Here is a 23,302-nt window from a genome sequence, read left to right as displayed (position 1 = left end):
ACCATTTACCTCTTTCCCCCTCCCTGCTGAACTACAGAATTACTTTACTATAAGGGCTTATCTCCCTCATACGCAGACTCAAATTACCAAAACGTCAACTAAGCTAAATAATGCTTAATTATGCAACAGTTAAAAAACACAAAAAAACACAACTTACCTATTAATAACAATGAGTTATATGGATTTAGATTATAATACCAAAATTAATGATGGAAAAAGCACCTCATCGTAAAAGTAGGTTTAATCAAAATTATCACACTCAAACAGGTTAGTAACATCAATATCAATAATAACTCCACCATATAGACTCTACAAAAAACAGAAAACAAGAGGTAGGGCAACATCAAGAAGATAAGCCAAGAAATAAGAATAAAAATAGATGCTCAATAAACAAACCATAAAAAAGACAATATTAACGATATAAATCAAGCGCTTATATTGATTTTACATTTAAAGCACACAAAAAATCATAATATCAACAGATAAAAACACACCTAAACAAGCGACCAAACAACTACTTTTGTCATAGAAAAGTTATTTTTTTAGGCTTTTGAGCAATATGCTCTTGATCAACAACCAAAAACAGTGTTATTCTATTTGTCAAGCAATGATAGAAGACATTAAAGGAGCATAGTAATGATTACTTCATCGCAAAAACAAGGACTTATGATGATCGCAGTAGTTGTTGGACTAATGACCCTGCCAATGATGTACTAATATACATTCAAATAAGTTTATATAAAAAAACGGACGCATTTGCGTCCGTTTTTTTATGTCTGAAATAAATACCTCAAAACAAATGCTTTATATTATCCCAATGAATCAAATAGATAGCCAATGAAGCCAGCGTCGAAAGCAGTACGATACCGACAACGAGTTTCCATAAAAAATGACTCGCTCTAGGCGTTAAAATATCAGTCATTTCTTTACAGCTCTCTTTGAACCCCGACTTATCCTCTAATTTATACCCTTCTTCATGCACAACTTTATTTCTCATTGTTGCAATAAAGCGTAATCGACCAATCACCTCATGAGGTAAACGCTCCTCACAACTGGTAATAAGCTGATGAAGTCCTTTTCCTTCGGCGTGATAGTGTGTCCTTAATAAAGACTCAATTTTTCGACTTTGTTTTACAACAAGATCAATCTCAGACATACCATTCTCCTAATCCTTTACTTTGAATTTCTTGATTTCCTTTATACCACTCTAAAATCCGTTTCTCTTTCTGATCGTTGAGATTAATTCTTTCTATTTGGCACACACTCATCTTTTAATACTTTTCTCATCAAATAATAGGAGATCTTTAATCAATAGTATTCGAGCCAGATCTCAGTTCCTATCACATTTCATTCTGGAGTAAACAATATATATAAAATAACCGGAAAATCCGCACAAACTGGGAAAATACTCCTTATCTATCTTAATAAAAAAGTTAAAATAGCCACGGCTCTATTTACTCGCACGTTTAAGGAAAATCATGCCTGCCATTTATATTGTTCTGTTGTTCATCTTTATTTTAGTTGCCGCACTCTTATTCCAACGATTTCAAACTAAGTTTATCTTGGGTGATAACGCTCCTGAAATGAAAACAGAAGTCACCATTCTGGATAAACAAATCGTAGAAATACCCGATGCACAGCAAGGAGAAGAAGATCAAGAATTCTGGATTTACGTTCAAAAAGGAAAATTTGGCCCCAAAAGAGAATTTGAAGTTGGTGTTCACTATTTTCATGCTCTAAACCCAGGGGATAAAGGTATAATGACCTATCAAGGGCGTAAATTTCATCACTTTGCTTTAAAGCGAGATTAATCTAGGGACCTCATTATGACCAACGCAATGCTTTCTGCTATTCCATTAACCTCTCTTTCTGGTGTTGGAGCCAAGGTAGCAGAAAAGCTCGAAAAAATTGGGTTGGTCAGCATTCAAGATTTACTTTTCCACCTTCCTCTTCGTTATGAAGACAGAACCCGTGTTTATCCAATGGCTCGTGTTCATTCTGGTTTATTTGCCGCCGTTCAAGGCAAGGTTATGTCTTGTGATATGCAATTTGGCAAACGTAAAATGCTATTGGTTAAAATTAGCGATGGTAATGGCACTATTACACTGCGATTTTTTAATTTCAATGCGGGAATAAAAAACAGCTTTAGTGAAGGAAAAGTGGTTCATGCCTATGGTGAAATTAAACGTGGCGGAAGTGGTTTAGAGATCGTTCATCCTGAATATCAATTCCATACTCCTTCTAAATCTTTGGATATAGAAGCCACGCTAACACCTGTCTATTCAACCACCGATGGTTTGCGCCAAAACACGCTACGTAGCTTGACCGACCAAGCATTAGAATTGCTAGATAAAGCCGCTGTTACTGAATTACTGCCCCAAGGTTTGTATAACAACCAAATTACACTCAACCAAGCTTTGCATATTATTCATCGCCCTGATCCTTCAATTAATCTTGACGCATTTGATGAAGGAAAACACCCAGCACAACAACGATTGATCATAGAAGAACTATTGGCTCAAAACCTATCCATGCTTTCAGTGCGTAGTAAAGGCCAGCAAGAAGACGCACTACCATTAGCAACAGTGACGAATTTAAAACAGAAACTATTAGATCAATTACCATTTACGCCAACAGGAGCCCAACAACGGGTTGTAGCAGAAATAGAGCAGGATCTGGCTAAGCCTCACCCTATGATGCGGTTGGTTCAAGGGGATGTGGGTTCAGGTAAAACCTTAGTTGCCGCACTCGCAGCCGTACAAGCGATTGAGCATGGTTATCAAGTGGTGCTAATGGCCCCTACCGAATTATTAGCAGAGCAGCACGCAGTAAACTTTGGCAATTGGTTTGAAAGTATGGGCATCCCCGTTGGCTGGTTAGCTGGCAAATTAACAGGTAAAGCAAAAGAGAAAGAATTAGCTCGCATTGCTAATGGTGAAGCGAAAATGATAGTGGGCACTCACGCACTTTTTCAACAGCACGTTGAGTTTCATCACCTTGCTTTAGTCATTATTGATGAACAACACCGCTTTGGTGTTGATCAACGTTTAGAGCTACGTGAGAAAGGTGAAAAAAATGGCGCCTATCCGCATCAGCTGATCATGACAGCAACGCCTATTCCTAGAACCTTAGCTATGACGGCGTATGCAGATCTAGAGACATCAGTAATTGATGAACTTCCGCCTGGTCGCACACCAATTCAAACCATCGCTTTACCAGACACAAGACGCGACGAAATCGTGAATAAAGTAAGAAATGCCTGCATAAATGATGGCCGACAAGCCTACTGGGTGTGTACCCTTATTGATGACTCTGAAGTTCTAGAAGCCCAAGCCGCCTCTGATACGGCTGAAGCATTACGATTACAGTTACCTGAACTGAATATTGGTTTAGTTCATGGTCGAATGAAATCAAAAGAAAAACAACAAATCATGCAGGAGTTTAAAGAAGGGAAACTGCACTTGTTAGTGGCCACTACGGTTATTGAAGTCGGGGTTGATGTACCTAACTCAAGCTTAATGATTATCGAAAATCCTGAACGTCTTGGTTTGGCACAATTGCACCAATTGCGTGGCCGAGTTGGTCGAGGCTCTGTGGCTAGCCATTGTGTTTTACTCTACCACTCTCCACTATCTAAAACCGCTCAGAAACGTCTGAGTGTTTTGCGTGAAAGTAATGATGGCTTTGTAATTGCTCAGCGAGATTTAGAGATCCGAGGCCCAGGTGAATTACTCGGAACCAAACAGACCGGATTGGCTGATTTTAAAATTGCAGATTTAGTGCGAGATCAGCATTTAATTCCTGAAGTACAGCGTATTGCTCGCCACCTACATGATAGCTACCCAAAAAATGCTAAAGCCATTATTTTGCGTTGGTTAGGTGAGCGAGATATCTACTCAAATGCATAAATAGTCTTATTCTCATAAATAACAGACACAAAAAAGGTGAGTATCTACTCACCTTTTTAACTCATGGGTTAAGCTAAACTCTTAGTAATAAGAGTGCTCACCACGATCATGCTCAGTTAAATCTTTAACTGCGGTTAGTTCACCTTCAAATTGAACCAACAATTCTTTTTCGATGCCTTCTTTTAGTGTCACATCAACCATTGAGCAACCATTACAGCCACCACCAAATTGAACGATTGCAACACCTGCATCAGTAATTTCCATCAAGCTTACGTGACCACCATGGCCAGCAAGTTGTGGGTTAACTTGAGTTTGAATTGCATACTCTACACGTTCAAATAAAGGCGCATCATCATTTACTTTACGCATTTTTGCGTTTGGTGCTTTCAGAGTTAATTGAGAGCCCATCTTGTCAGTAACATAATCGATGTCAGCATCTTCAAGGAAAGGTAAGCTTAACTCATCAACATACGCTGATAATTTTTCAAACTTCAGCTCAGTATCATTCGCTTCGATTGCTTCAGGTGGACAGTAAGATACGCCACACTCTGCGTTTTGAGTACCCGGATTAACCACGAATACACGGATGTTTGTCCCTTCTGGCTGTTGTGCTAGAAGTTTTGCAAAATGCTCTTGGGCACTTTCAGTAATATTGATTGAAGACACAAGTAATACCTGACTAAATTAGTATGATTAAGAATTGTACTCTGAAACACAATTTTTTTCGAGCAGAATTCTGTTCAAGTCGAGTTCTTTTCAAGTGAAATTGTTTTCGAGTTACATTCTGACATTATAACAAGCTTAATAATTTATTTATCAAGAGTAGATCTTATTATTTGCACGTTAAAATTTGATCCCACGGCAAATTTTCATCACCTAATACGATAAAGTTAGGATTCTCTAGCGACTCCCTTTCATTATAAGAAAGAGGGACTAGTTCGGTTGATAATATACGACCACCCGCTTCTTGAACAATACACTGTGTCGCCGCTGTATCCCACTCTCCCGTTGGGCCTAAACGTAAATAACAATCCACTGCCCCTTCAGCAACCAAGCAAGCTTTTAATGCTGCAGAGCCTAAAGGCACTAAATCATAATTCCACTCAGCACTCATACAACGAGTAATATTATTAATGTTCTGACGGCGACTTATCGCGATGGCTATGGGTTGCTTTTCTTCTTCATGCTTTAGGGTGCTGATACGAATGCTTTCATCCATATCTGGAATTTTCCATGCCCCTTTGCCTTCATAAGCATAGTAAGTCACGCCAGAAACAGGGCCATATACGACTCCCATCACTGGGCGATTATTTTCAACTAAAGCAATAATAGTGGCAAAGTCGCCACTGCGAGCAATAAATTCTTGCGTGCCATCCAGTGGATCTACCAACCAATAGCGATCCCATTGCGCTCGTTGTTCTAGCGCAATGTCAGCATCTTCCTCTGACAGAATTGGGATCTCTGGGGTCAGTTGAGAGAGCTTTTCTATAATTAATTTATGCGCAGCTAAATCAGCACTGGTTACAGGTGTTTGATCCGATTTAGTAAACTCTTCAAAATCACCTTTCTCATAGATATCGAGAATAAGTTGCCCTGATGCACGTGCAATATTGATCACTTCAGGAAGTAGATGTGAAAGTGTTAAATCCATCAATATTACTCCTTAGATAAAAATTGTTGAGCAAGCAAGAGTGCACTAATGCTTCTTGCTTCTGAAAAATCCAAATGATGTAGCAACTCAGAAGCTTGAGCTAAAGGCCAACGAACGATGTCTAACGGCTCTGGCTCATCGCCTTCTAACTGTTCAGGGTAAAGACCTTGGGCAACAAAAAGAGTCATTTTGCTTGAGAAATAAGAAGGCGCAAGAACCAGTTCTTTTAATGGTGTTAATGTTTTAGCACCAAACCCAATTTCTTCTTTTAACTCTCGGTTTGCCGCTTCTGATGGTGTTTCACCTGGATCAATGAGTCCTTTGGGAAAACCTAACTCATAGCTTTCTGTGCCTACTGCATATTCTCTGACTAATAACAGATCACCTTGTTCAGTAATAGGCACCATCATCACAGCATGACGACCACTTGGTTTCATTCTTTCATAGGTACGCTCCACTCCGTTAGAGAAGCGTAAATCTACCGATTCAATACAAAACAACTTTGATTTTGCTTCAACGCGTTTATCTAAAATTGTCGGCAATTGTTTTTTAGCCATTGTATTTCCTTACAGACGTCCTGAATAAGTCACTCTATATTGCCCTTTTGAATCAGGCTTGCCTAGCCATTTAAGTTGGCTTCTTAAGCTAGATGGGAAGTTGGCTTCAGGTTTGAACCACCCATTAACCTGATAAGAACGATTTGGGTTCAACACAACATCAAACTCGCTGCCCACATCTTCTGATGATTGTTTACTGCTCAGGCTCACCTTGTTATCAACACAAGTGACATCAGCAATCGCTGTATTTGGGTCAATATTTCCTAATGGGGAGATTATCTTACCTGCTGACCAAACCACTTCACCCGTCGCTTGTTTACACCAAGGTTGTCCTTGTTGAAAATAACTAATGCTAATTTCTGCTTGCCCTTGTAAAGACACCGGTAACGCCATCGGCACTTGATTCATAATGCTAGCGACAGGAAGTGAGACCACCATGTTTTCAGCATAAGCCCCTTTTGAGACGCTATAACCAACCGTTCCTTTACCACGTAACTCTAGCTCACTACCACGACCAAAACGTACTGAAAATACCGCATGGCCCTTTAATATCGCCATAGGGTCAATCTGCCATTGCAGTTGACCATAGTTCACTCGTTGCCATGACAGTGAATCAACCTGTCCTTTCCATGGCGTACCAGATAAACCAACCAACGCTAACCCTCTTACCTTTGGCGCTTGCTCAACAACCCACTGAATAGGCATGTGCAGTAATGCACTAAAAGTAAAAAAGGTAGAGAAGACCGTTGCGATTAATAATTTAAACTTCATGATCACTCTCTACTTAATTGAAGGCGATTTACTTCAACCATGCCTTCAACATCGGTTTTATTTAAATCTAAAAATTGAACGTGAATACCTTGAGTATCTCTCAGATAGGCAAGCCAATTAATTAAGGAATTAAAGGGCAGAGGCTTTACCCACACTTGCATTTGCTCACCGCGAGGTTGCATACGGACCAATTCAATTTTAAATTGACGAGTGCTGCTTGGGATCACTTGATTCATCGGCTGATTCGCCACTTGCGAACCTTTTGATGATCCACCTCTTAAGGTCACAATCGTGTCCGCTTTCTTCTGTACCCAAGTTAACAAACTGCGTTCACTGTTAATGCGATTCTGTGCTAGATCTGCTCTATCGTTTAGGGGTTTAATGCCACCCCAATAAATAGCAGCAATAATTAACGCAACACTACCACCACTAACTAGCATTCGCTCTCTTGGTGAAATACTTTGCCACCATGTCATAAAGGCTTTCATTATTTTCTCCTAATAACAATCGCACCAAAGACTTGGTCTTGGTTTTTATTAAGTTGACCCTGTTCAACCTCAAATTGTCCACTTAACTCTGACGTTAGTTTTTCAAAGTAAGGAAAATCTGACGCACTGGCTTGCAGTCGCAACTCATCTCGTTTGCCATCAAATTTTAAACTCTGTAATTTCACTTGAGGCACTTTTGCTAAATATGGCGCAAGCTCTGACATCCAAGTCAGTAAATCGTCACCACCTGAGCCACCTTGCAAGCGCGCTTCTTCATTTTTCATTTGAGACTTTAAGTAGCTCATTGTTGGGATCTTGCGTTTTCCTGGGAATACATCTCTAAAGATTCGTTCACTCTCAGCTCTCAACGCAATACTGTGTTGTTCTAATTTTTGAACTTCAGCAATGTGTTGAGCCACAAAAACCACCATAACCAAACCAAAAGCCAAGATGACTTTTTGCCATACACGCCAATGCTTTCGCCATGACGATTGAGGGCGATATTTACCACTTAACACATTCACTTTAGAAGCAAGCGCTCCCTCAGCCAATAATTGCATCACCAACTCAGGTGACTCTTTAATGTGTTTGGTATTCGCTACATCGATCTCACAAGGCGAATAGCTATGAAGCGTATAAGCCAATGAATCTTCATCCGACCCTTCTTCACTCGTTTCTTGCTCTTTGTCACCAATAGAGGATTTAGCGGCATCAGCAACGAGGCCATCCAATAACATCGGCAACCATTCTTGCTCAGCCATCGCGCCTTGATACTCACTAAAACGCAGTAACCATTGTTGATTAAACTCAACCATACTTGCGCCATCATGATGAAAAGGCAGAGCTAATACGTCAGGCAAGAAGCGTTTTGTGTAGATACCCGCTTCAGTTAATTGTTCTAACCACCGCTCCATTTTTTGATGTTCAACAATCGCAACCTGAGCGATTTTGTTAGTTTTCTGCAAGATAACAATGTGCAACTCATCCACATCTTGCGCTAAATCATCCTCAACAATAAAAGGGAGCATAGAGGAAAATTGTCGAGCTGCGCCTTCTGGTATTGCTACCTCACGCAATAATACATCGCTGCTGGGTAATAGTGCCGAAACGGTACGTTGATCGCTGTATTGCGATAACGAAGACAGTTCTTCCGCAGAGTTTAACTCTCCAGATGCTATCACTTCTTTATTTTCTGGTGACCAGACTATCCATTGAATGGGATCTGATGGCTGACTATTCAGCCTTATTATCAGATGTTCGCTCACTCATTCCTCCATACTGGCGACGGATAACGTTCACCACTTTTTTATCACTACTATGCAATAAAGAACGCACACGTACGCGCGAATCTTCTACTAATACTTGAGCATCTAACTCAAAAAACTGACTGTCTATCGATAAATACGCTTTTGCCTGCTTACGAGTATTGGCATCGACTTGACTTATTGGCCCTTCAGCTAAAAAATCATCAACACTACTCCAACCATCAAAAGGCCTGTTCTCTAATACTTCCCGAGCGTTATCTTCGCTTAATCCAGGAGAAAACAGAGCGACTAGAATATTGGCGCTTTCAGGAGGCACTGTATTTACATTCAAATAGAAATTACTGTTTGGTATTGCACACACTAAAGGTGAAACGGCCTCAACGACTTGAGCGGTTACCCCATTAATTGCTCGCAACTCACTAGCATCACCAATCCAACCGTTTGGCGCTAAATAAGCAGGCTTAAACGATTGATAAGTACTGTCTTCGACGCCTGAAATTGACTGTACCGTATCATTCTCATCCATGTATTCCCATGTCGAATCCGCAATGACTTCAGCAAGGTAATTTTCAACCTCTACCGATTCCAATAAATTCATCCATACTTTAACTAAAAATGGACGCTGAGATGGGTCGCTATTCGCTTTAACACTGCTCAATGCATTCAGATTAAAACAGGCTTGCTTATCTTTTACACCACCAAACGCTTCGCCATAATCCAGTGGATAAGTCGTTTCTTCCGTTGCCCACGCTTGGCTTAAATTAATGGTATCGCCATCTTTATAGGCCTCTTCAACACCCGCTTTTGCTAATGCTTCAACCCCAACAGAATACCAATAGGCCTGTTGATGGTTCACTTGATTTTGTGCTCGATGGAACTGAATAAACAAACGTTCTGACATTTGAGCCGCAATGGTCACCATAATCGCAAGCAACAACAAAACCACAATCAACGCAACACCTTGCTGTTTTCTTGAGTGATGAGCTAAATAGTTTCTTTTATTTCTCATCATGACTCACCTTTATCTTGCGATGTACTGTCATTTTGATTTGCGTTTTCTTCGGCTTTAAATCCTGAGGTTAAGTAGATTCGTTCGACATTACCATAATCTTTAAAGGTAATAATAACCTTAGTTGCTTTAGGTAATTGCTTCTTAACGTCCCATATTTTTAACCATTTGTTACCATCATAAAATTCAAATTTAAGCGCTTCGACCCCATCAATTAATGGCGTAACCACCGGCTCTTGTCCTACTGGTGTGTCAGGATAACGCCACCACAAACGCTCAATGGTATTTTCAACTAGGCGATAGCCGACTTTGGTGATCTCACCACGAGGAAAAGCCTGTTGTGGGTTCTTCCATCCTAAACGAACGAATAAAATACCTTGAGATTCAGAGTCCAATAAATACTCATCCGCAGACAATAATTTATCTGACGCTTTTTCGCCATTGGTTCGAAATGGACGAGCTACTATTTGACGAAAATCGTTATCCAAAAAGACCAAACTGCGTTGAAGTTGTTTAATGCGCTCGCTTTTATCTAAAGATAATTCATTACTACGCTGAACTTGATTCACCACTTGATACGCTGAAAAGCTCAAGGTAGCAAAAACCGCAATGGCGACCATCACTTCAATCAACGTAAAGCCTTTAGTTAAAGAGCGGGAGGCATTATGGCGCAACATACGTTCTCACCGTGATTAATGGGGATTTTTGATCTTTATTGGTCGATACCGACACATCCACAGACTTTAAAATATCAGAGGTTGTTTTTACCGGAGATACCGTCCAATACCACGTTCGTCCAGCTAATTCTGTTTCCCCTTTTTTGGTCACTGTCGGTGGTTTATCTAACATCATCAGCGTCATTTGATTATCTACTACTATTCCCGCGAATGTTTTTTCTTCTAGGTAGCCTAAGGTATTAATATGCTGAGTCACTGATCGTAAAACACTCAAAGCAGCGGTCGCAAAAATAGCAAGTGCCACGAGTACTTCCAACAGAGTCATACCTTGCTTGGTTTTTCGTAAAGAAAAATTACGCTTCATCTCGCTCATCTCCCGGTGCAAACAAATGGATCACACCAGATTCATCAACTTTTACTTCCCATGTTTTATCATCAAGATTACCGCGTTCATTTCCAGGAAACAAAGTCACGACAAAAGGCGTCACTTCCCCGCTCGATAACACCATCACTTGCGGTGGTATTGGCTTTTTATCTTCTTCGAGATCAGCAAACATCTCTTCATCAAACAAGGATCCCGGCTCAAATAAGCGATCATCATCAGCCCATGCTGAACCACCTAGCTCCATCTCAAATTCTACGGATGAGTCTTCCATTTTTACTTCGGTAAAAAAGCGACTTTGCTCCATTGGCTGCCAACCATCGACATTTAATTGCATAAAGCGATATTCTTGTCGCTCTTGATTAAAGTAAATGCCGTAATCCATCCCATTGAGCAAAGCATCTTCATTAAGAAGCTGAACTAACTGATAAAAACGTGAGGCTTGTTCTTCCATTTGATCATCTTGACTATCAGGAAGGCTCATGATGACTGCCATCGAACTGACCGATAGCAGCACCAATACCAACATAATTTCGATTAGGGTAAACCCAACCTCACGTTTTATCTTCATCATTATTCTTATCTAGCGCTTATGACTTATTGAAAGTCTTGCATGTTCCAGTTACCAATATCAGCATTGGCACCTTCACCGCCTTCTTGACCATCAGCACCTAATGAGAAGATATCAATTGTGCCGTTATCACCAGGGCTTAAGTATTGGTACTCGTTACCCCATGGGTCATTTGGTAAACGACGAATATAACCATCAGCGCGGTAATTACGAGGCTCAGGGCTTGATGTAGGCTTAGTAACTAATGCTTCTAACCCTTGGTCTGTGGTTGGATAAACACTACTATCTAGCTTGTACATATCTAATGAATTTTCTAATGCCACGATATCAGTGATCGCTTTTTGTTGATCGGCCTTCTCTTTGTTACCAAGTAAATTTGGTACGACTAAACTGGCTAAAACACCAAGAATAACGATAACAACCATCACTTCTAATAGGGTGAAGCCACCTTGTTTACGTTGAGCTGAATTGACTTGCATGGAATGACTCCTGAGATTAAAAATCAATATATTAATAAGAAGAAAAAAGGATAGTAACTACTCACTACCCGACTAAATTATTTAATTCAATGATTGGCATTAAGGTCGCGACAACAATAAAAAGTACAATGCCGGCCATAAAAACAATCAATAAAGGCTCAAAAATACCCAAAGCCATATTAACCAGTGATTCAAAGTCACGGTCTTGGTTATCAGCCGAACGCGTTAGCATTTGTTCTAATTCACCACTTTGTTCACCACTGGCGATCATATGAAGCATCATTGGCGGAAACAACTTTGTTTGTTCTAGCGAGATACGTAAGCTCGCCCCTTCACGTACGTTATCTGCCGCTTCTAACACCTGTTGTTTAAAGTATTGATTGCTCATTACATCCGCTGCAACTTTCATCCCATCCAATAATGGAATCGCACTTGATGTACAGATCGATAACGTACGTGCAAAACGCGACGTATTTAACCCACGAACCACCTTACCAACAACAGGTAAGCGTAAGATTTTTTTATCCCACGCTAAGCGTAAATGTGGTTTAGTCAGTAACCACTTCACACCAACAATCAATGACACAACCACAACGATAACAACAAGGCCCCAGTTCACTACAAAGTTACTGGCCGCTAATAATACCTCGGTAACCGTCGGTAAGCCTTGTCCCATTTGCACAAACTGATCGACAATTTTAGGAACGACCGTTGCAAGCAAAAAGGAAATCACAGCAATAGCAATTAACGTCAACATGATTGGATAAATCATCGCTTGTTGTAATTTACTGCGCATCTTTTGACGATTTTCAGCATAATCAGCCAAACGGTTTAACACCGTATCCAAATGGCCTGATTTTTCACCGGCAGCTACCATTGAGCAAAACAGTTCATCAAAAACATGAGGATAATCGGCAAAGCTTTCTGCTAGCGGATACCCTTCTATCACTCTAGAGCGAACCCCCATCATCATACTGCGAATATGGGCTTTTTCTCCTTGTTCAGCGACGGCTTTTAAACACTCCTCTAAAGGCATACCCGCTTGAACTAAAGTGGCTAATTGACGGGTAATTAGCGATAAATCATTCACACTAATTCCGCGCTTAAAACTTAATCCTTGAGAAGCGCTTTTCTGTTGTTTTGATTTGGTTTCAATCACTTCAACCGGAATAAGACCTTGCTCTTTTAACCGTTGGCGAACTTGGCGAGCATTATCGCCTTCCATGACGCCTTTTTTTTGCTTACCTGTTTTCTCTAGTGCTTTGTATTCAAAGGCTGCCATTTATCCTTCCCGAGTGACTCGCATCACCTCTTCCAGTGTTGTGATCCCTTGCTGTACTTTTAATAAACCATCTTGCTGAATACCACGAGTGTTCTTACGAACTTCTTTTTCAATTTCTTGTTCGCCCGCTTCTTTGTGGATCAACTCTTGAACTTTTTCATTCACAACCAGTAATTCATGAATACCTGTTCGGCCACGGTATCCTTTACCATTACAGTGATCACAACCATTTGGCTTATAAAGAACTAAGCTATCCGAAGCGGATAAATTAAAGCATTTTTTCTGCTCGTCATCGGCTTGATATGGTGTTTTACACTCCTTACATAAAGTACGAACCAGACGCTGAGCCAGTACACCAAGTAAAGATGATGAAATTAGGAAAGGCTCTATACCCATATCACGTAAACGTGTTATCGCCCCCACCGCTGTATTGGTGTGAAGCGTCGACATCACTAAGTGACCAGTAAGTGACGCTTGAACGGCGATTTCTGCGGTTTCTAGATCACGGATCTCACCTATCATAACCACATCAGGATCTTGACGTAAAATGGCACGTAACCCACGCGCAAACGTCATGTCTACTTTTGGGTTAACTTGAGTTTGCCCAATGCCATCGATATCAAATTCGATTGGATCTTCTACGGTTAAAATATTTGATTGAGAACTGTCTAATTCACCTAAACCGGCATACAGCGTGGTTGATTTACCTGAACCCGTTGGGCCAGTAACCAAAATAATGCCGTGAGGACGTTTGATGATGTGCTGGAAGTTTTTATGGTTCTCAGCCGACATACCTAAGCTGTTTAAGTCCAAACGAGTCGCATTTTTATCTAATAAACGCATTACCACACGCTCACCATGAGAAGACGGCATCGTAGAGACACGAACATCAACGGCTCGGCCACCAATGCGCAGTGAAATACGACCATCTTGCGGAACACGCTTCTCTGCGATATCAAGCTTCGACATTACTTTTACACGCGAAACTAACAGTGGTGCCAACTTACGGCTTGGACTCAATACATCGCGCAAAACGCCATCGACACGAAAACGGATCGACAGCACTTTTTCAAAGGTCTCTATATGAATATCAGATGCGCCCTCTTTGATCGCCTCGCCTAGCATGGCGTTGATCAATTTAATGATGGGTGCATCGTCTTCTGATTCCAATAAATCATCATTATCGGGCAACTCTTCAGCCAGTGAGAAGAAGTCGTCATTATCGGCACCAATATCTTCCATCAGTTGTTGCGCCTCTGATGAATTACGTTGGTACACTTGAGTTACTTTAGTATCAAAGGCTTCTTTGGTTAATTGGATTAACGAAAAACCTGATTTACACACTCGACGAATTTCACACAACACCATTGGCGAAGGAGTAACAGCATAATACAGCACCCAACCCTCGGAGCCTGCTTCAATAACGACTGAATGCCTTTTTGCAAAAGAAAAAGGCAAACGCAGAATGACAGGAAGATCTGGAAATAAGGTATCCGCCATTATTTTTCCTTATCTTCACTAAACTGCTCGTAAAACGCTTGAATCTCTGCTGGATGATTAATGTCTTTACCAAATTTAGGCAGCACTGGAATATGTGCATCATCCATCAGCTTCAAGCCTTTATCTGCGTTATACAGTTGCTCTGCTCGAATGTAGTTATATTTACGCTGAGTAATGCCATCCGCTGTCATACCATCACGAATAATGGTCGGCTTGATGAATACCATTAGATTTTTCTTCTCAACTTGCGTACTGGTTGATTTGAATAAGTAACCTAAAATAGGGATATCCCCTAAAAACGGAACTTTTGATTCACTCTCAAGTGCACGTTCATCAATCAAGCCACCTAACACCAACATTTGGCCATCTTGTACCATTACCGAGGTATTTAGCTGACGTTTAGCAAAACGCACATCCACCGCACCATTAGCGCCCAATACGTTAGACACTTCTTGCTCTATATCTAAACGAACCGAATCACCTTCATTGATCTGTGGAACCACTTTAAGCTTGATACCGACTTCTTTACGATCAACCGTTTGGAATGGATTGTCATTATTAGAACCTGACGTTGAGCCCGTTAATACCGGTACTTCTTCACCAACAATAAATGATGCTTCCCCATTATCCATTACGGTAATGCTCGGTGATGACAGAATATTCGAGTTTGAATCAGTAGATACCGCCGTTACTAATGCAGCCCAATCACCCATCATGATACTAACAGCAGCACCTTGAACACCGCCTAACGCCGAAGCAAGTGCAGTATAGTCACCCTCTTCTGTAATATCTTTGTACCCGGTTTGCTTACCTGCTGAATCATAAATTTTTTCAGTCGTTGTAGAGCCTTTCGCTTCTTCCAAACCAACCATAGTGGCACCGATTGAGGCACCTGTGTTACTGTATTGGATCATTGCACCCGTTTCCAGGTTACCCCACTGCACGCCTAAATTAACGCCATCACCTTCAGCTAATTCAACAATCAAAGCTTCAATCAATACTTGTGCACGACGAATATCCAACTGAGCAATGACGTCTTGCATCGCTCGCATTACATCAGGCGGCGCAGTAATGACTAAAGCATTGGTATCTGTATGTGCTGAAATCATCACATCACTGCGGTTATTCGAAGAGCTTCCTTTCGAGCTTGAGCCATTGCCAGCAGTTAAGTTATCCGACACCCCTTTAAGTACATCGACCAAGTCTTCTGCTTTGGCATAACGTAAGTAAACAACTTGGTTATTACCCTTGGTTGCCATTTCAACATCAAGTTGTTTAATCAGTTTTTTAAGACGTTGACGTACTTTAGGATCACCCGAGATTAAAATTGAGTTAGTGCGTTCGTCTGCAACCAATTTAGGCTGTAAAAAAGCAGGGGTGTTTTTGGCGTCGGTGGTTTTATTTAACGCATCAACAATTCGTACCATTTCCGCTGCCGAAGCATTTTTTAAATCAACCACTTCAACTTCTTTATCACCCGCCTGATCAACACGCTCGATGATTTCAGCCAAACGATTTACCACCGCTGCACGACCGGTGATCATAATGATATTTGCAGGATCATAGTGCACAACGTTACCCGCGCCAGCATTATCATTAAGTTGACGTAGTAGAGGAGATAATTCACGTACCGATACATTACGAACCGCAATAACTCGAGTAATTACCGCATCGCCAGTGATGTTATCTTTTGCTCCCAATACCGGAACGGCTGAAGTTTTTGCATCTTTATCTTTGATGACTTTTAAAATACCGTTGTCCATTTCAACAACCGCATATCCATAAACTTCAAGTACACTTAAAAAGAACTGATAATATTGCTCTTCATTTAATAAATCATAACTACGCACATCCACTTTGCCACGAACAGATGGGTCAACAATAATCGTCTTTTCTAAGTTTCGACCGACAATATTGATGAACTCTTGAATGTCCGTACCTTTAAAGCTCGCGCTAAAGTCATTTGCCAGTGCTGATGTCCACATCATGCTACCCGCAAGCAATAAGGCTCCCTTACCTATCCACTTTTTCACAACATACCCTTAGTCATTTTTCTATCTGCCGTTATAAACCGATAAAAATGTCATGTAATTGTCCATCTCGTTGGACGGTTAAATTAAGCTCTGTCATTTCTGACATATTTTTCCACAATGAACTCATTGCGGCAGGATCGGTTAAATCAATCCCATTTAAACTGGTAGCGATATCTCCAGGCTTTAAGCCAACAGAATCAAATAATTTACGGTCTTTACCCGGATTCACTCGATAACCCGTAATTTTCCCATTATTAGAAACTTGAGAAAGGCGAATGTATTTCAATACTGATTGTGGATTTTTAGCCATCTCTTGACGGATCTTATCCAGTTCGTCTTGATTTGAATTTTGGCGATTATTTCCTAACACCGTACCAGAACTACCCGTCGCATTTCTTTCTGTTGATATCTTGGTGTATTTTACCCCTTCCAACATTAACGTTTCATCACGGCCATTATTGGAAATAATAATGCGATCTACGCTAATCGCTTTTACGGTTGCTCGCGTTCCATCAATGGTCTCATCGATACCATAAGTATTCTGTTTTCCTCGGTTAGCGATAACCGCAAGACTCAGTGATGGGTCAGAGCTAGCAACAATACCCGATAAGGTTAAATTTAATCGTGTTTTTGGGGCATTCTTTACTTCTACTATCTTTGGTTGCTCTACTTTTTTCTCAGTATTAAAGTGACCAAATACTTGGCTATTTAATAAATCAGATAACGAATCACCTTCATTGTTGTTTTGCTTATTAGTGATGACTACCGCCTTTGGTTGCCATTGAGGAACCGACGTTTGCGGTACGAGCATCGCCCAAAAAAGAGAGCCACAAATCCACGCAAAACACGCAACTAAAACAACCGTTACCCCTTTTGAAATCGCAGATTGATATATTGACCAATATTGAGAAATTTTTTCGATTTTCATATTAGCTATCATTAGGGCCAGATCTTCCTTTTACTTTAAGGGCTATTAACTGTTTTAAGTCTTTAAAAATTATAAATTAACACGGCATTATTGCTGTAAATAATGCCGTTTTCTTACATTACTCGCAGGCATATCACGTAATTCAGAGAAAAGAACTCATATTAAAGCATTATTTCTCATTAATGACTCTAGTTGGTAATGAATTTTTATTAATTCTGCTCAAAAGATTGAAAAAAAAATTCCAGACACCATTAAATAAGCAGAGAAGTAAGACATTAGGTATACATAATGAGTTCCAAATCCAATACTAGCGATGGCATCAGACTCGATAAGTGGCTCTGGGCAGCTCGTTTTTATAAAACCCGTTCCATTGCTCGCAACATGGTTGATGGCGGAAAAGTTCAATATAACGGTCAACGCTCTAAGCCAAGTAAATTGGTTGAAGTGGGCGCTGAAATAAAGCTTCGCCAAGGCAACAACGAAGAGATCACCGTGATCATAGAGATAGTATCTGATCAGCGTCGTGGCGCACCTGTTGCACAAACTCTTTATAAAGAAACTCCAATCAGCATCAAGCAGCGTGAAGAGAATGCAAAACTACGCAAACTTAATTCACTTGGCAGCCCACACCCTGATAAGCGTCCAGATAAAAAACAGCGACGTGATATCATGAGATTCAAGCAACAATAACCGCTATACTGTGCGTAATGACAACCCTTAATACAATTGCTGGAGTATTTCATGGCAAATAACACACTGCATCGTTACCTATTTGAAGATTTATCTGTTCGTGGTGAATTAGTTCAACTAGATGATGCTTACCAACAAATCATTTCTAGCAAGGAATACCCTAAGCCAGTTCAAAACTTATTGGGTGAGCTATTGGTTGCAACGACTTTATTAACTGCAACGCTAAAATTTGAAGGTTCAATTACCCTTCAATTACAAGGTGACGGTCCAGTATCCCTAGCGGTTATCAATGGCGATAACAACCAGAAAGTACGTGGTGTTGCTCGTTTTAATGGCGATATTGCAGAAGACGCAACCTTGCATCAACTAATGGGTAAAGGTTATCTAGTTATCACTATAACACCAAAAGATGGTGAGCGTTATCAAGGTGTTGTTGCACTAGAAGGTGAAAACTTAGCACAGTGTTTTGAAGGTTACTTTGAGCGTTCAGAGCAACTAAAAACGCGCTTATGGCTTCGTCTTGGTGAATTTGAAGGTAAACCTCATGCTGCTGGTATGCTTCTACAAGTCATGCCTGATGGCACTGGCTCTGCTGATGACTTCGAGCACCTAGAGCAATTAACTGACACCATTAAAAACGAAGAGCTGTTTGGCTTAGAAGGCGAAGAAGTTCTGTATCGTTTATACAACCAAGATAAAGTACAACTGTTTGAACCTCAACAGGTTGAATTTTTCTGTGGTTGTTCGCGCGAACGCAGTGGCGGTGCAATCATCACTATTGAAAAAGCAGAAGTTGATGACATCATCAAAACTGAAGGGAAAATCTCTCTTCATTGTGATTACTGTGGCACAAGCTACGATTTTGACAGTATTGATGTTGCCAATCTTTTTGAACAAGCAACAAAAGGTAATGACACCGTTCATTAATTTACCGCATAGAATAAGTCTCTTATTTTGTCTCAAAGCCAGCCGCTAGGTTGGCTTTTTTATAACTAAATTTGATATAAACCACACTTTTTATTCCACTTATCCACACTTAATTTTGCTTAAATAATAATCAATTACATCTGGCGCAAACGATTTCATTAAGAGTAGAATAGGACTATTGCTATTTTGTGATGGCGATAAAACAACCACTACTACTTTATGGTTATTTTATGATTCATCTCCCTGTTTTCAATTTACCGCATTGTTAGCATGCTTAGCAGAACACAAATAATTACAAATAAATTAAAAGTCCCTACAAAAAATTCCTCTAAGGAGCACCTATGACTGTTATGGAACACAAAAAGGCTGCACAACTTGATCTTACTCAACATGGCTTAACTGATGTTACTGAAGTACTCCGTAACCCTAGTTATGAACAATTGTTTGAAGAAGAAACACGCCCAGATTTAGAAGGTTATGAGCGTGGAGTAATGACAGAGCTCGGCTCAGTTGCGGTAGATACTGGTATTTTTACTGGTCGTTCACCAAAAGATAAATACATCGTAAAAGATGAGACAACCAAAGATACATTATGGTGGTCAGATCAAGGTAAAAACGACAATAAAGCCATCACTCCTGCAGTTTGGGATGATCTAAAATCCTTAGTAACAAAACAACTCTCTGGTAAACGTCTGTTTGTTATCGACGGTTATTGTGGTGCTAACCCAGATACACGATTAAGTGTTCGTATTATTACTGAGGTAGCATGGCAAGCACACTTCGTAAAAAACATGTTTATTCGACCAACAGAAGAAGAACTTGCAACATTTGAACCCGATTTTGTAGTCATGAACGGTGCGAAAACCACTAACCCTAACTACGTAGAGCACGGATTAAATTCAGAAAACTTTATTGCCTTCAACTTAACAGAGCGAGTGCAAATCATTGGTGGTACTTGGTACGGCGGTGAGATGAAAAAAGGCATGTTCGCAATGATGAACTACCTTCTTCCGCTAAAAGGAATTGCTTCAATGCACTGCTCTGCCAATGTGGGTGAAGAAGGCGATGTAGCAGTATTCTTCGGTTTATCAGGAACCGGAAAAACCACACTCTCAACCGATCCAAAACGCCAGCTTATTGGTGATGATGAGCACGGTTGGGATGATGATGGTATTTTTAATTTTGAAGGGGGTTGCTACGCAAAAACCATTCGCCTATCTAAAGAAGCTGAACCTGATATCTACAACGCAATCCGCCGTGATGCACTACTAGAAAACGTTACTGTTCGTAGTAATGGCACGATTGATTTTGATGACGGTTCGAAAACCGAAAATACGCGTGTTTCTTACCCTATTTATCACATTGATAATATCGTTAAGCCGGTATCAAAAGCGGGTCATGCAAATAAAGTGATCTTCTTAACGGCTGATGCATTTGGTGTTCTACCTCCTGTAGCAAAACTAACGCCAGAACAAACTAAGTACCACTTCCTTTCAGGTTTTACTGCTAAGTTAGCAGGCACTGAACGTGGTATTACTGAGCCGACACCAACGTTCTCAGCAGCATTTGGCGCGGCGTTCTTAACACTGCACCCAACACAGTATGCAGAAGTACTGGTTAAACGAATGGAAGCCGTTGGCGCAGAAGCGTACATTGTTAATACGGGTTGGAATGGCACAGGTAAGCGTATCTCTATCCAAGATACTCGTGCAATTATTGATGCTATTTTAGATGGCTCTATTGACCACGCTGAAACCAAAAATATCCCAGTCTTTAACTTAGAAGTTCCAACATCACTACCGGGTGTTGATACTTCAATCCTAGATCCTCGTGATACTTACACTGACCCACTACAATGGGACAGTAAAGCAGAAGATCTGGCCCAGCGCTTCATTAAAAACTTCGCTCAATACACTGATAATGACGAAGGAAAAGCACTTGTTAAAGCGGGTCCTCAACTTAACTAAGTAAGCAAGATTATCCACCGATAACGTCAAGCCCTTCCCTTGTGAAGGGCTTTTTTATGCAATCAGTTCAAACAAGAGCCCAAAACAGTGATTACCTCTGAGTAAACCATCACAATAACTTGATTGCATCTGATTTTTACTCCACTCTTTCTGTTCCTATTTTTCTTTTGGAGTTAACAATGTATACCACACTGAAAAGCCTTGGTTGGCTTATCTCTTTTTGCCTGCTACTTGTGGTCGCATTTTTATCCCTTTTACATACGCCTTACGCACAACCAATGCTAAATCCATTGGTGCAAAAACTGACGCATCAAAAAATCTCATTTGGAGATATTCATTACTCAATCCAATCACCTTTACACCTAACTCTGTCAGATGTTGCTATTGAAACAGACAGTGAATTAAACATTCAAACCGTCGATTTTTGGCTCTCTCAGCACCCAATTCAAAATAATAAATTAGCGTTTGATAGCATCAAAGTCGATGGTCTTAGTCTACAAAAAGGACTGCCTGATACACAAAGTATCGATTGGATTTCTATTGCTCAATTTAGTATTTCAAATTTAGATCTTGCCAATGACGACATAGTGCTGCGTGATGCTCAAATTCAATTAGAAAATTGGGCAATACAAAAAGAAAATTCGTTATCTTTTGAGGGGGATTTTCAATTCTCAGCCAAACAACTGTATTGGCAGGGAGAAGCCCTAGATGAGGTATTAGTTGATGGCTATTACACTCAACACTACACCGCTCTTCATGGTATTTCTCTTACTTGGCGCGGCAGTACAATTACCGCACAAGCAGAGCTTAAAGAAAATAAATTATGGGTTATTCCACAATTCACATTGCGTAAATTTAATTTAGAATCAAGTAATGCGGACATTATTAACAAGCCAATCGAATGGCTATCTCAACACAATTTCACTTATCAATTTGAACGTATTGATCTGTTAGATATCAATATTGAACTACCACAATTTGTGGTTAATAACTTAAGTTTATCTGCTGAAAACGTACTGCTTCCTTACCATTTATGGCAGCAAAATAACGCAAATATATCGTTTAATGCCGACAATTTGGTCTGGAATGAACATACTATTAATAACCCCATTTTTAGCTTAACGCTTAATGGTCAAAAAGCCGATATATCGACGCTTTCATTCGAAATTTTTGATGGTCACATTCAACTTACTGGCAAACTATCACCAACAAGCATAAATTTAAATTCGTTGAGTATTGACCAAGTCAAATGGGCCATAACTAATGAAGAAGCGAGTGTGTTAACTCAATACGTAAATCAATTAGAGCAAGTGAAAATAGCCAAGCTAGACGTTAATAATACTCAATTAATTCAATTGAATGACCAGTACCCATATCAATTATCAGGGGTAAATATGGAAGGCCATGATCTCGATTTACTGCGCTTAGAGCAATGGGGATTATGGGATGGCACACTTTCGATGAGCGCCTCTAATGCGAGTTTTAATTATCTATTAAGCCAACAATTATTAGTAGAAATGAAAACCGAAGATGGTTTGTGGACAGTAGAGCGAGCACTGCTACCTTTATCTGAAGGGCTTGTTGGTTTTAATGGCAGCATTCACTTAACTCAGGATAGCCAACCTTGGCTGTTTGAGGCCTATGGTGATGGATTGCCTATCAGCTACCTAAGCCGTTTCTTTCCAAACCCTATCCCTATTGATGGTATTACTGAGTTTACTTTTAACGGTAATGGATTAGCAGTAAATCAAGACAGCTTTAACTATAGCTTTAATGGTGAACTAAACATGACTCCAAGAGACATGACTACCACTAAAACAGCTCAAGAACTGTGGCAATATAAATTGGGATTGGTTCCAGATAACGAACGCCCTGACACATCAACAATAACAACTGATAGTTCTAAGAAAAAAGAAGCTATCGCGCAATACCCAATACACGTTGACCCAATAACAGTAACCGCCAACCGTGGTCGTATATCTATTGAACCTATCACAATTATTGGAGAAGGCTTTAATTACAATATTGAAGGTGATTACGACTTGGTTAACCCAGAACAAGGCGAAGCCATCACTTCGATTACTCAGGAATGTCACCAAATAAAACAAAAACTGTTCTCTGAAGAAGTCCATATCATCAACTATTGTCAGTAATCACAATCTGTACTTCTGACAATAAAAAGCCCCACCAAATGCTGACCTTACGATAGTAAGCGAT

The 23,302-nt window shown here is 40.2% G+C and carries 22 protein-coding genes; 6 read left to right on the top strand and 16 right to left on the bottom strand.

What is annotated here, in order from left to right; genetic code table 11:
* Window positions 1-790: 790 nt before the first annotated feature.
* Complete coding sequence (locus tag PVK70_RS13770) at window positions 791-1,156, bottom strand: DUF4145 domain-containing protein (protein WP_130048559.1); 366 nt, start codon at window positions 1,154-1,156, stop codon at window positions 791-793.
* A gap of 322 nt (window positions 1,157-1,478) precedes the next feature.
* Here PVK70_RS13770 and PVK70_RS13765 point away from each other — a divergent pair, with 322 nt between their 5' ends.
* A complete protein-coding gene (locus tag PVK70_RS13765; protein ID WP_065623372.1) occupies window positions 1,479-1,811 on the top strand; it encodes a DUF2500 domain-containing protein in 333 nt (110 codons plus the stop codon).
* A 15-nt stretch (window positions 1,812-1,826) separates the two neighbouring features.
* A complete protein-coding gene (recG, locus tag PVK70_RS13760) occupies window positions 1,827-3,908 on the top strand; it encodes an ATP-dependent DNA helicase RecG (protein WP_130048560.1) in 2,082 nt (693 codons plus the stop codon).
* Window positions 3,909-3,989: 81 nt separating this feature from the next.
* Here the strand turns inward: recG and nfuA are convergent, their stop codons facing one another.
* The 15 genes from nfuA to gspC form a co-directional block, all read right to left on the bottom strand.
* A complete protein-coding gene (gene nfuA / locus PVK70_RS13755) occupies window positions 3,990-4,574 on the bottom strand; it encodes a Fe-S biogenesis protein NfuA (RefSeq protein WP_065623374.1) in 585 nt (194 codons plus the stop codon).
* A 166-nt stretch (window positions 4,575-4,740) separates the two neighbouring features.
* Window positions 4,741-5,559 (bottom strand): 3'(2'),5'-bisphosphate nucleotidase CysQ, encoded by an 819-nt coding sequence (cysQ, locus tag PVK70_RS13750; RefSeq protein WP_065623375.1) that lies wholly within the window; start codon window positions 5,557-5,559, stop codon window positions 4,741-4,743.
* A gap of 5 nt (window positions 5,560-5,564) precedes the next feature.
* The gene (nudE, locus tag PVK70_RS13745) at window positions 5,565-6,116 is read right to left on the bottom strand and encodes an ADP compounds hydrolase NudE (protein ID WP_130048562.1); all 552 of its coding nucleotides are present in this window, start codon (window positions 6,114-6,116) and stop codon (window positions 5,565-5,567) included.
* Between the two features lie 9 nt (window positions 6,117-6,125).
* On the bottom strand, window positions 6,126-6,887 hold the full coding sequence (locus PVK70_RS13740) for a type II secretion system protein N (RefSeq protein ID WP_130048563.1): 762 nt from the start codon (window positions 6,885-6,887) through the stop codon (window positions 6,126-6,128).
* A 2-nt stretch (window positions 6,888-6,889) separates the two neighbouring features.
* Window positions 6,890-7,375: a type II secretion system protein M gene (locus PVK70_RS13735; RefSeq protein WP_130045685.1), complete on the bottom strand. Its 486-nt coding sequence runs from the start codon at window positions 7,373-7,375 to the stop codon at window positions 6,890-6,892.
* The gene (gspL, locus tag PVK70_RS13730; RefSeq protein ID WP_130048564.1) at window positions 7,375-8,640 is read right to left on the bottom strand and encodes a type II secretion system protein GspL; all 1,266 of its coding nucleotides are present in this window, start codon (window positions 8,638-8,640) and stop codon (window positions 7,375-7,377) included. Before gspL ends, PVK70_RS13735 begins: the two co-directional genes overlap by 1 nt.
* On the bottom strand, window positions 8,609-9,649 hold the full coding sequence (gene gspK, locus PVK70_RS13725) for a type II secretion system minor pseudopilin GspK (protein ID WP_130048602.1): 1,041 nt from the start codon (window positions 9,647-9,649) through the stop codon (window positions 8,609-8,611). Before gspK ends, gspL begins: the two co-directional genes overlap by 32 nt.
* The gene (gspJ, locus tag PVK70_RS13720) at window positions 9,649-10,326 is read right to left on the bottom strand and encodes a type II secretion system minor pseudopilin GspJ (protein ID WP_130048565.1); all 678 of its coding nucleotides are present in this window, start codon (window positions 10,324-10,326) and stop codon (window positions 9,649-9,651) included. Before gspJ ends, gspK begins: the two co-directional genes overlap by 1 nt.
* Window positions 10,313-10,690: a type II secretion system minor pseudopilin GspI gene (gspI, locus tag PVK70_RS13715; RefSeq protein ID WP_130048566.1), complete on the bottom strand. Its 378-nt coding sequence runs from the start codon at window positions 10,688-10,690 to the stop codon at window positions 10,313-10,315. Before gspI ends, gspJ begins: the two co-directional genes overlap by 14 nt.
* Window positions 10,680-11,279, bottom strand: a complete 600-nt coding sequence (gspH, locus tag PVK70_RS13710) for a type II secretion system minor pseudopilin GspH (RefSeq protein ID WP_130048603.1) — start codon at window positions 11,277-11,279, stop codon at window positions 10,680-10,682. Before gspH ends, gspI begins: the two co-directional genes overlap by 11 nt.
* A 26-nt stretch (window positions 11,280-11,305) precedes the next feature.
* On the bottom strand, window positions 11,306-11,758 hold the full coding sequence (gene gspG / locus PVK70_RS13705; protein WP_130045680.1) for a type II secretion system major pseudopilin GspG: 453 nt from the start codon (window positions 11,756-11,758) through the stop codon (window positions 11,306-11,308).
* Between the two features lie 64 nt (window positions 11,759-11,822).
* Window positions 11,823-13,040, bottom strand: a complete 1,218-nt coding sequence (gspF, locus tag PVK70_RS13700) for a type II secretion system inner membrane protein GspF (RefSeq protein ID WP_130045679.1) — start codon at window positions 13,038-13,040, stop codon at window positions 11,823-11,825.
* The gene (gspE, locus tag PVK70_RS13695; RefSeq protein WP_130048567.1) at window positions 13,041-14,540 is read right to left on the bottom strand and encodes a type II secretion system ATPase GspE; all 1,500 of its coding nucleotides are present in this window, start codon (window positions 14,538-14,540) and stop codon (window positions 13,041-13,043) included.
* Window positions 14,540-16,573, bottom strand: a complete 2,034-nt coding sequence (gspD, locus tag PVK70_RS13690; RefSeq protein ID WP_165367207.1) for a type II secretion system secretin GspD — start codon at window positions 16,571-16,573, stop codon at window positions 14,540-14,542. Before gspD ends, gspE begins: the two co-directional genes overlap by 1 nt.
* Before the next feature lie 31 nt (window positions 16,574-16,604).
* On the bottom strand, window positions 16,605-17,513 hold the full coding sequence (gspC, locus tag PVK70_RS13685; RefSeq protein WP_130048568.1) for a type II secretion system protein GspC: 909 nt from the start codon (window positions 17,511-17,513) through the stop codon (window positions 16,605-16,607).
* Between the two features lie 276 nt (window positions 17,514-17,789).
* On the opposite strand from gspC, the gene hslR reads away from it, so the two are divergent.
* The 4 genes from hslR (at window position 17,790) to PVK70_RS13665 (ending at window position 23,238) form a co-directional block, all read left to right on the top strand.
* Complete coding sequence (gene hslR, locus PVK70_RS13680; RefSeq protein ID WP_130048569.1) at window positions 17,790-18,191, top strand: ribosome-associated heat shock protein Hsp15; 402 nt, start codon at window positions 17,790-17,792, stop codon at window positions 18,189-18,191.
* A gap of 51 nt (window positions 18,192-18,242) precedes the next feature.
* A complete protein-coding gene (gene hslO, locus PVK70_RS13675) occupies window positions 18,243-19,118 on the top strand; it encodes an Hsp33 family molecular chaperone HslO (protein ID WP_130048570.1) in 876 nt (291 codons plus the stop codon).
* A gap of 341 nt (window positions 19,119-19,459) precedes the next feature.
* Entirely contained in the window at window positions 19,460-21,085 is a 1,626-nt protein-coding gene (gene pckA, locus PVK70_RS13670) for a phosphoenolpyruvate carboxykinase (ATP) (RefSeq protein ID WP_130048571.1), read from the top strand.
* A 179-nt stretch (window positions 21,086-21,264) separates the two neighbouring features.
* On the top strand, window positions 21,265-23,238 hold the full coding sequence (locus PVK70_RS13665) for an AsmA family protein (protein WP_130048572.1): 1,974 nt from the start codon (window positions 21,265-21,267) through the stop codon (window positions 23,236-23,238).
* Window positions 23,239-23,302: the final 64 nt, after the last annotated feature.

Source organism: Aliivibrio sp. A6 (assembly GCF_028765505.1).
Classification (GTDB): domain Bacteria; phylum Pseudomonadota; class Gammaproteobacteria; order Enterobacterales; family Vibrionaceae; genus Aliivibrio; species Aliivibrio finisterrensis_A.
The sequence above is the reverse complement of the archived record's forward strand: the minus strand, read 5'-3'. Positions and strand labels throughout refer to the sequence as shown.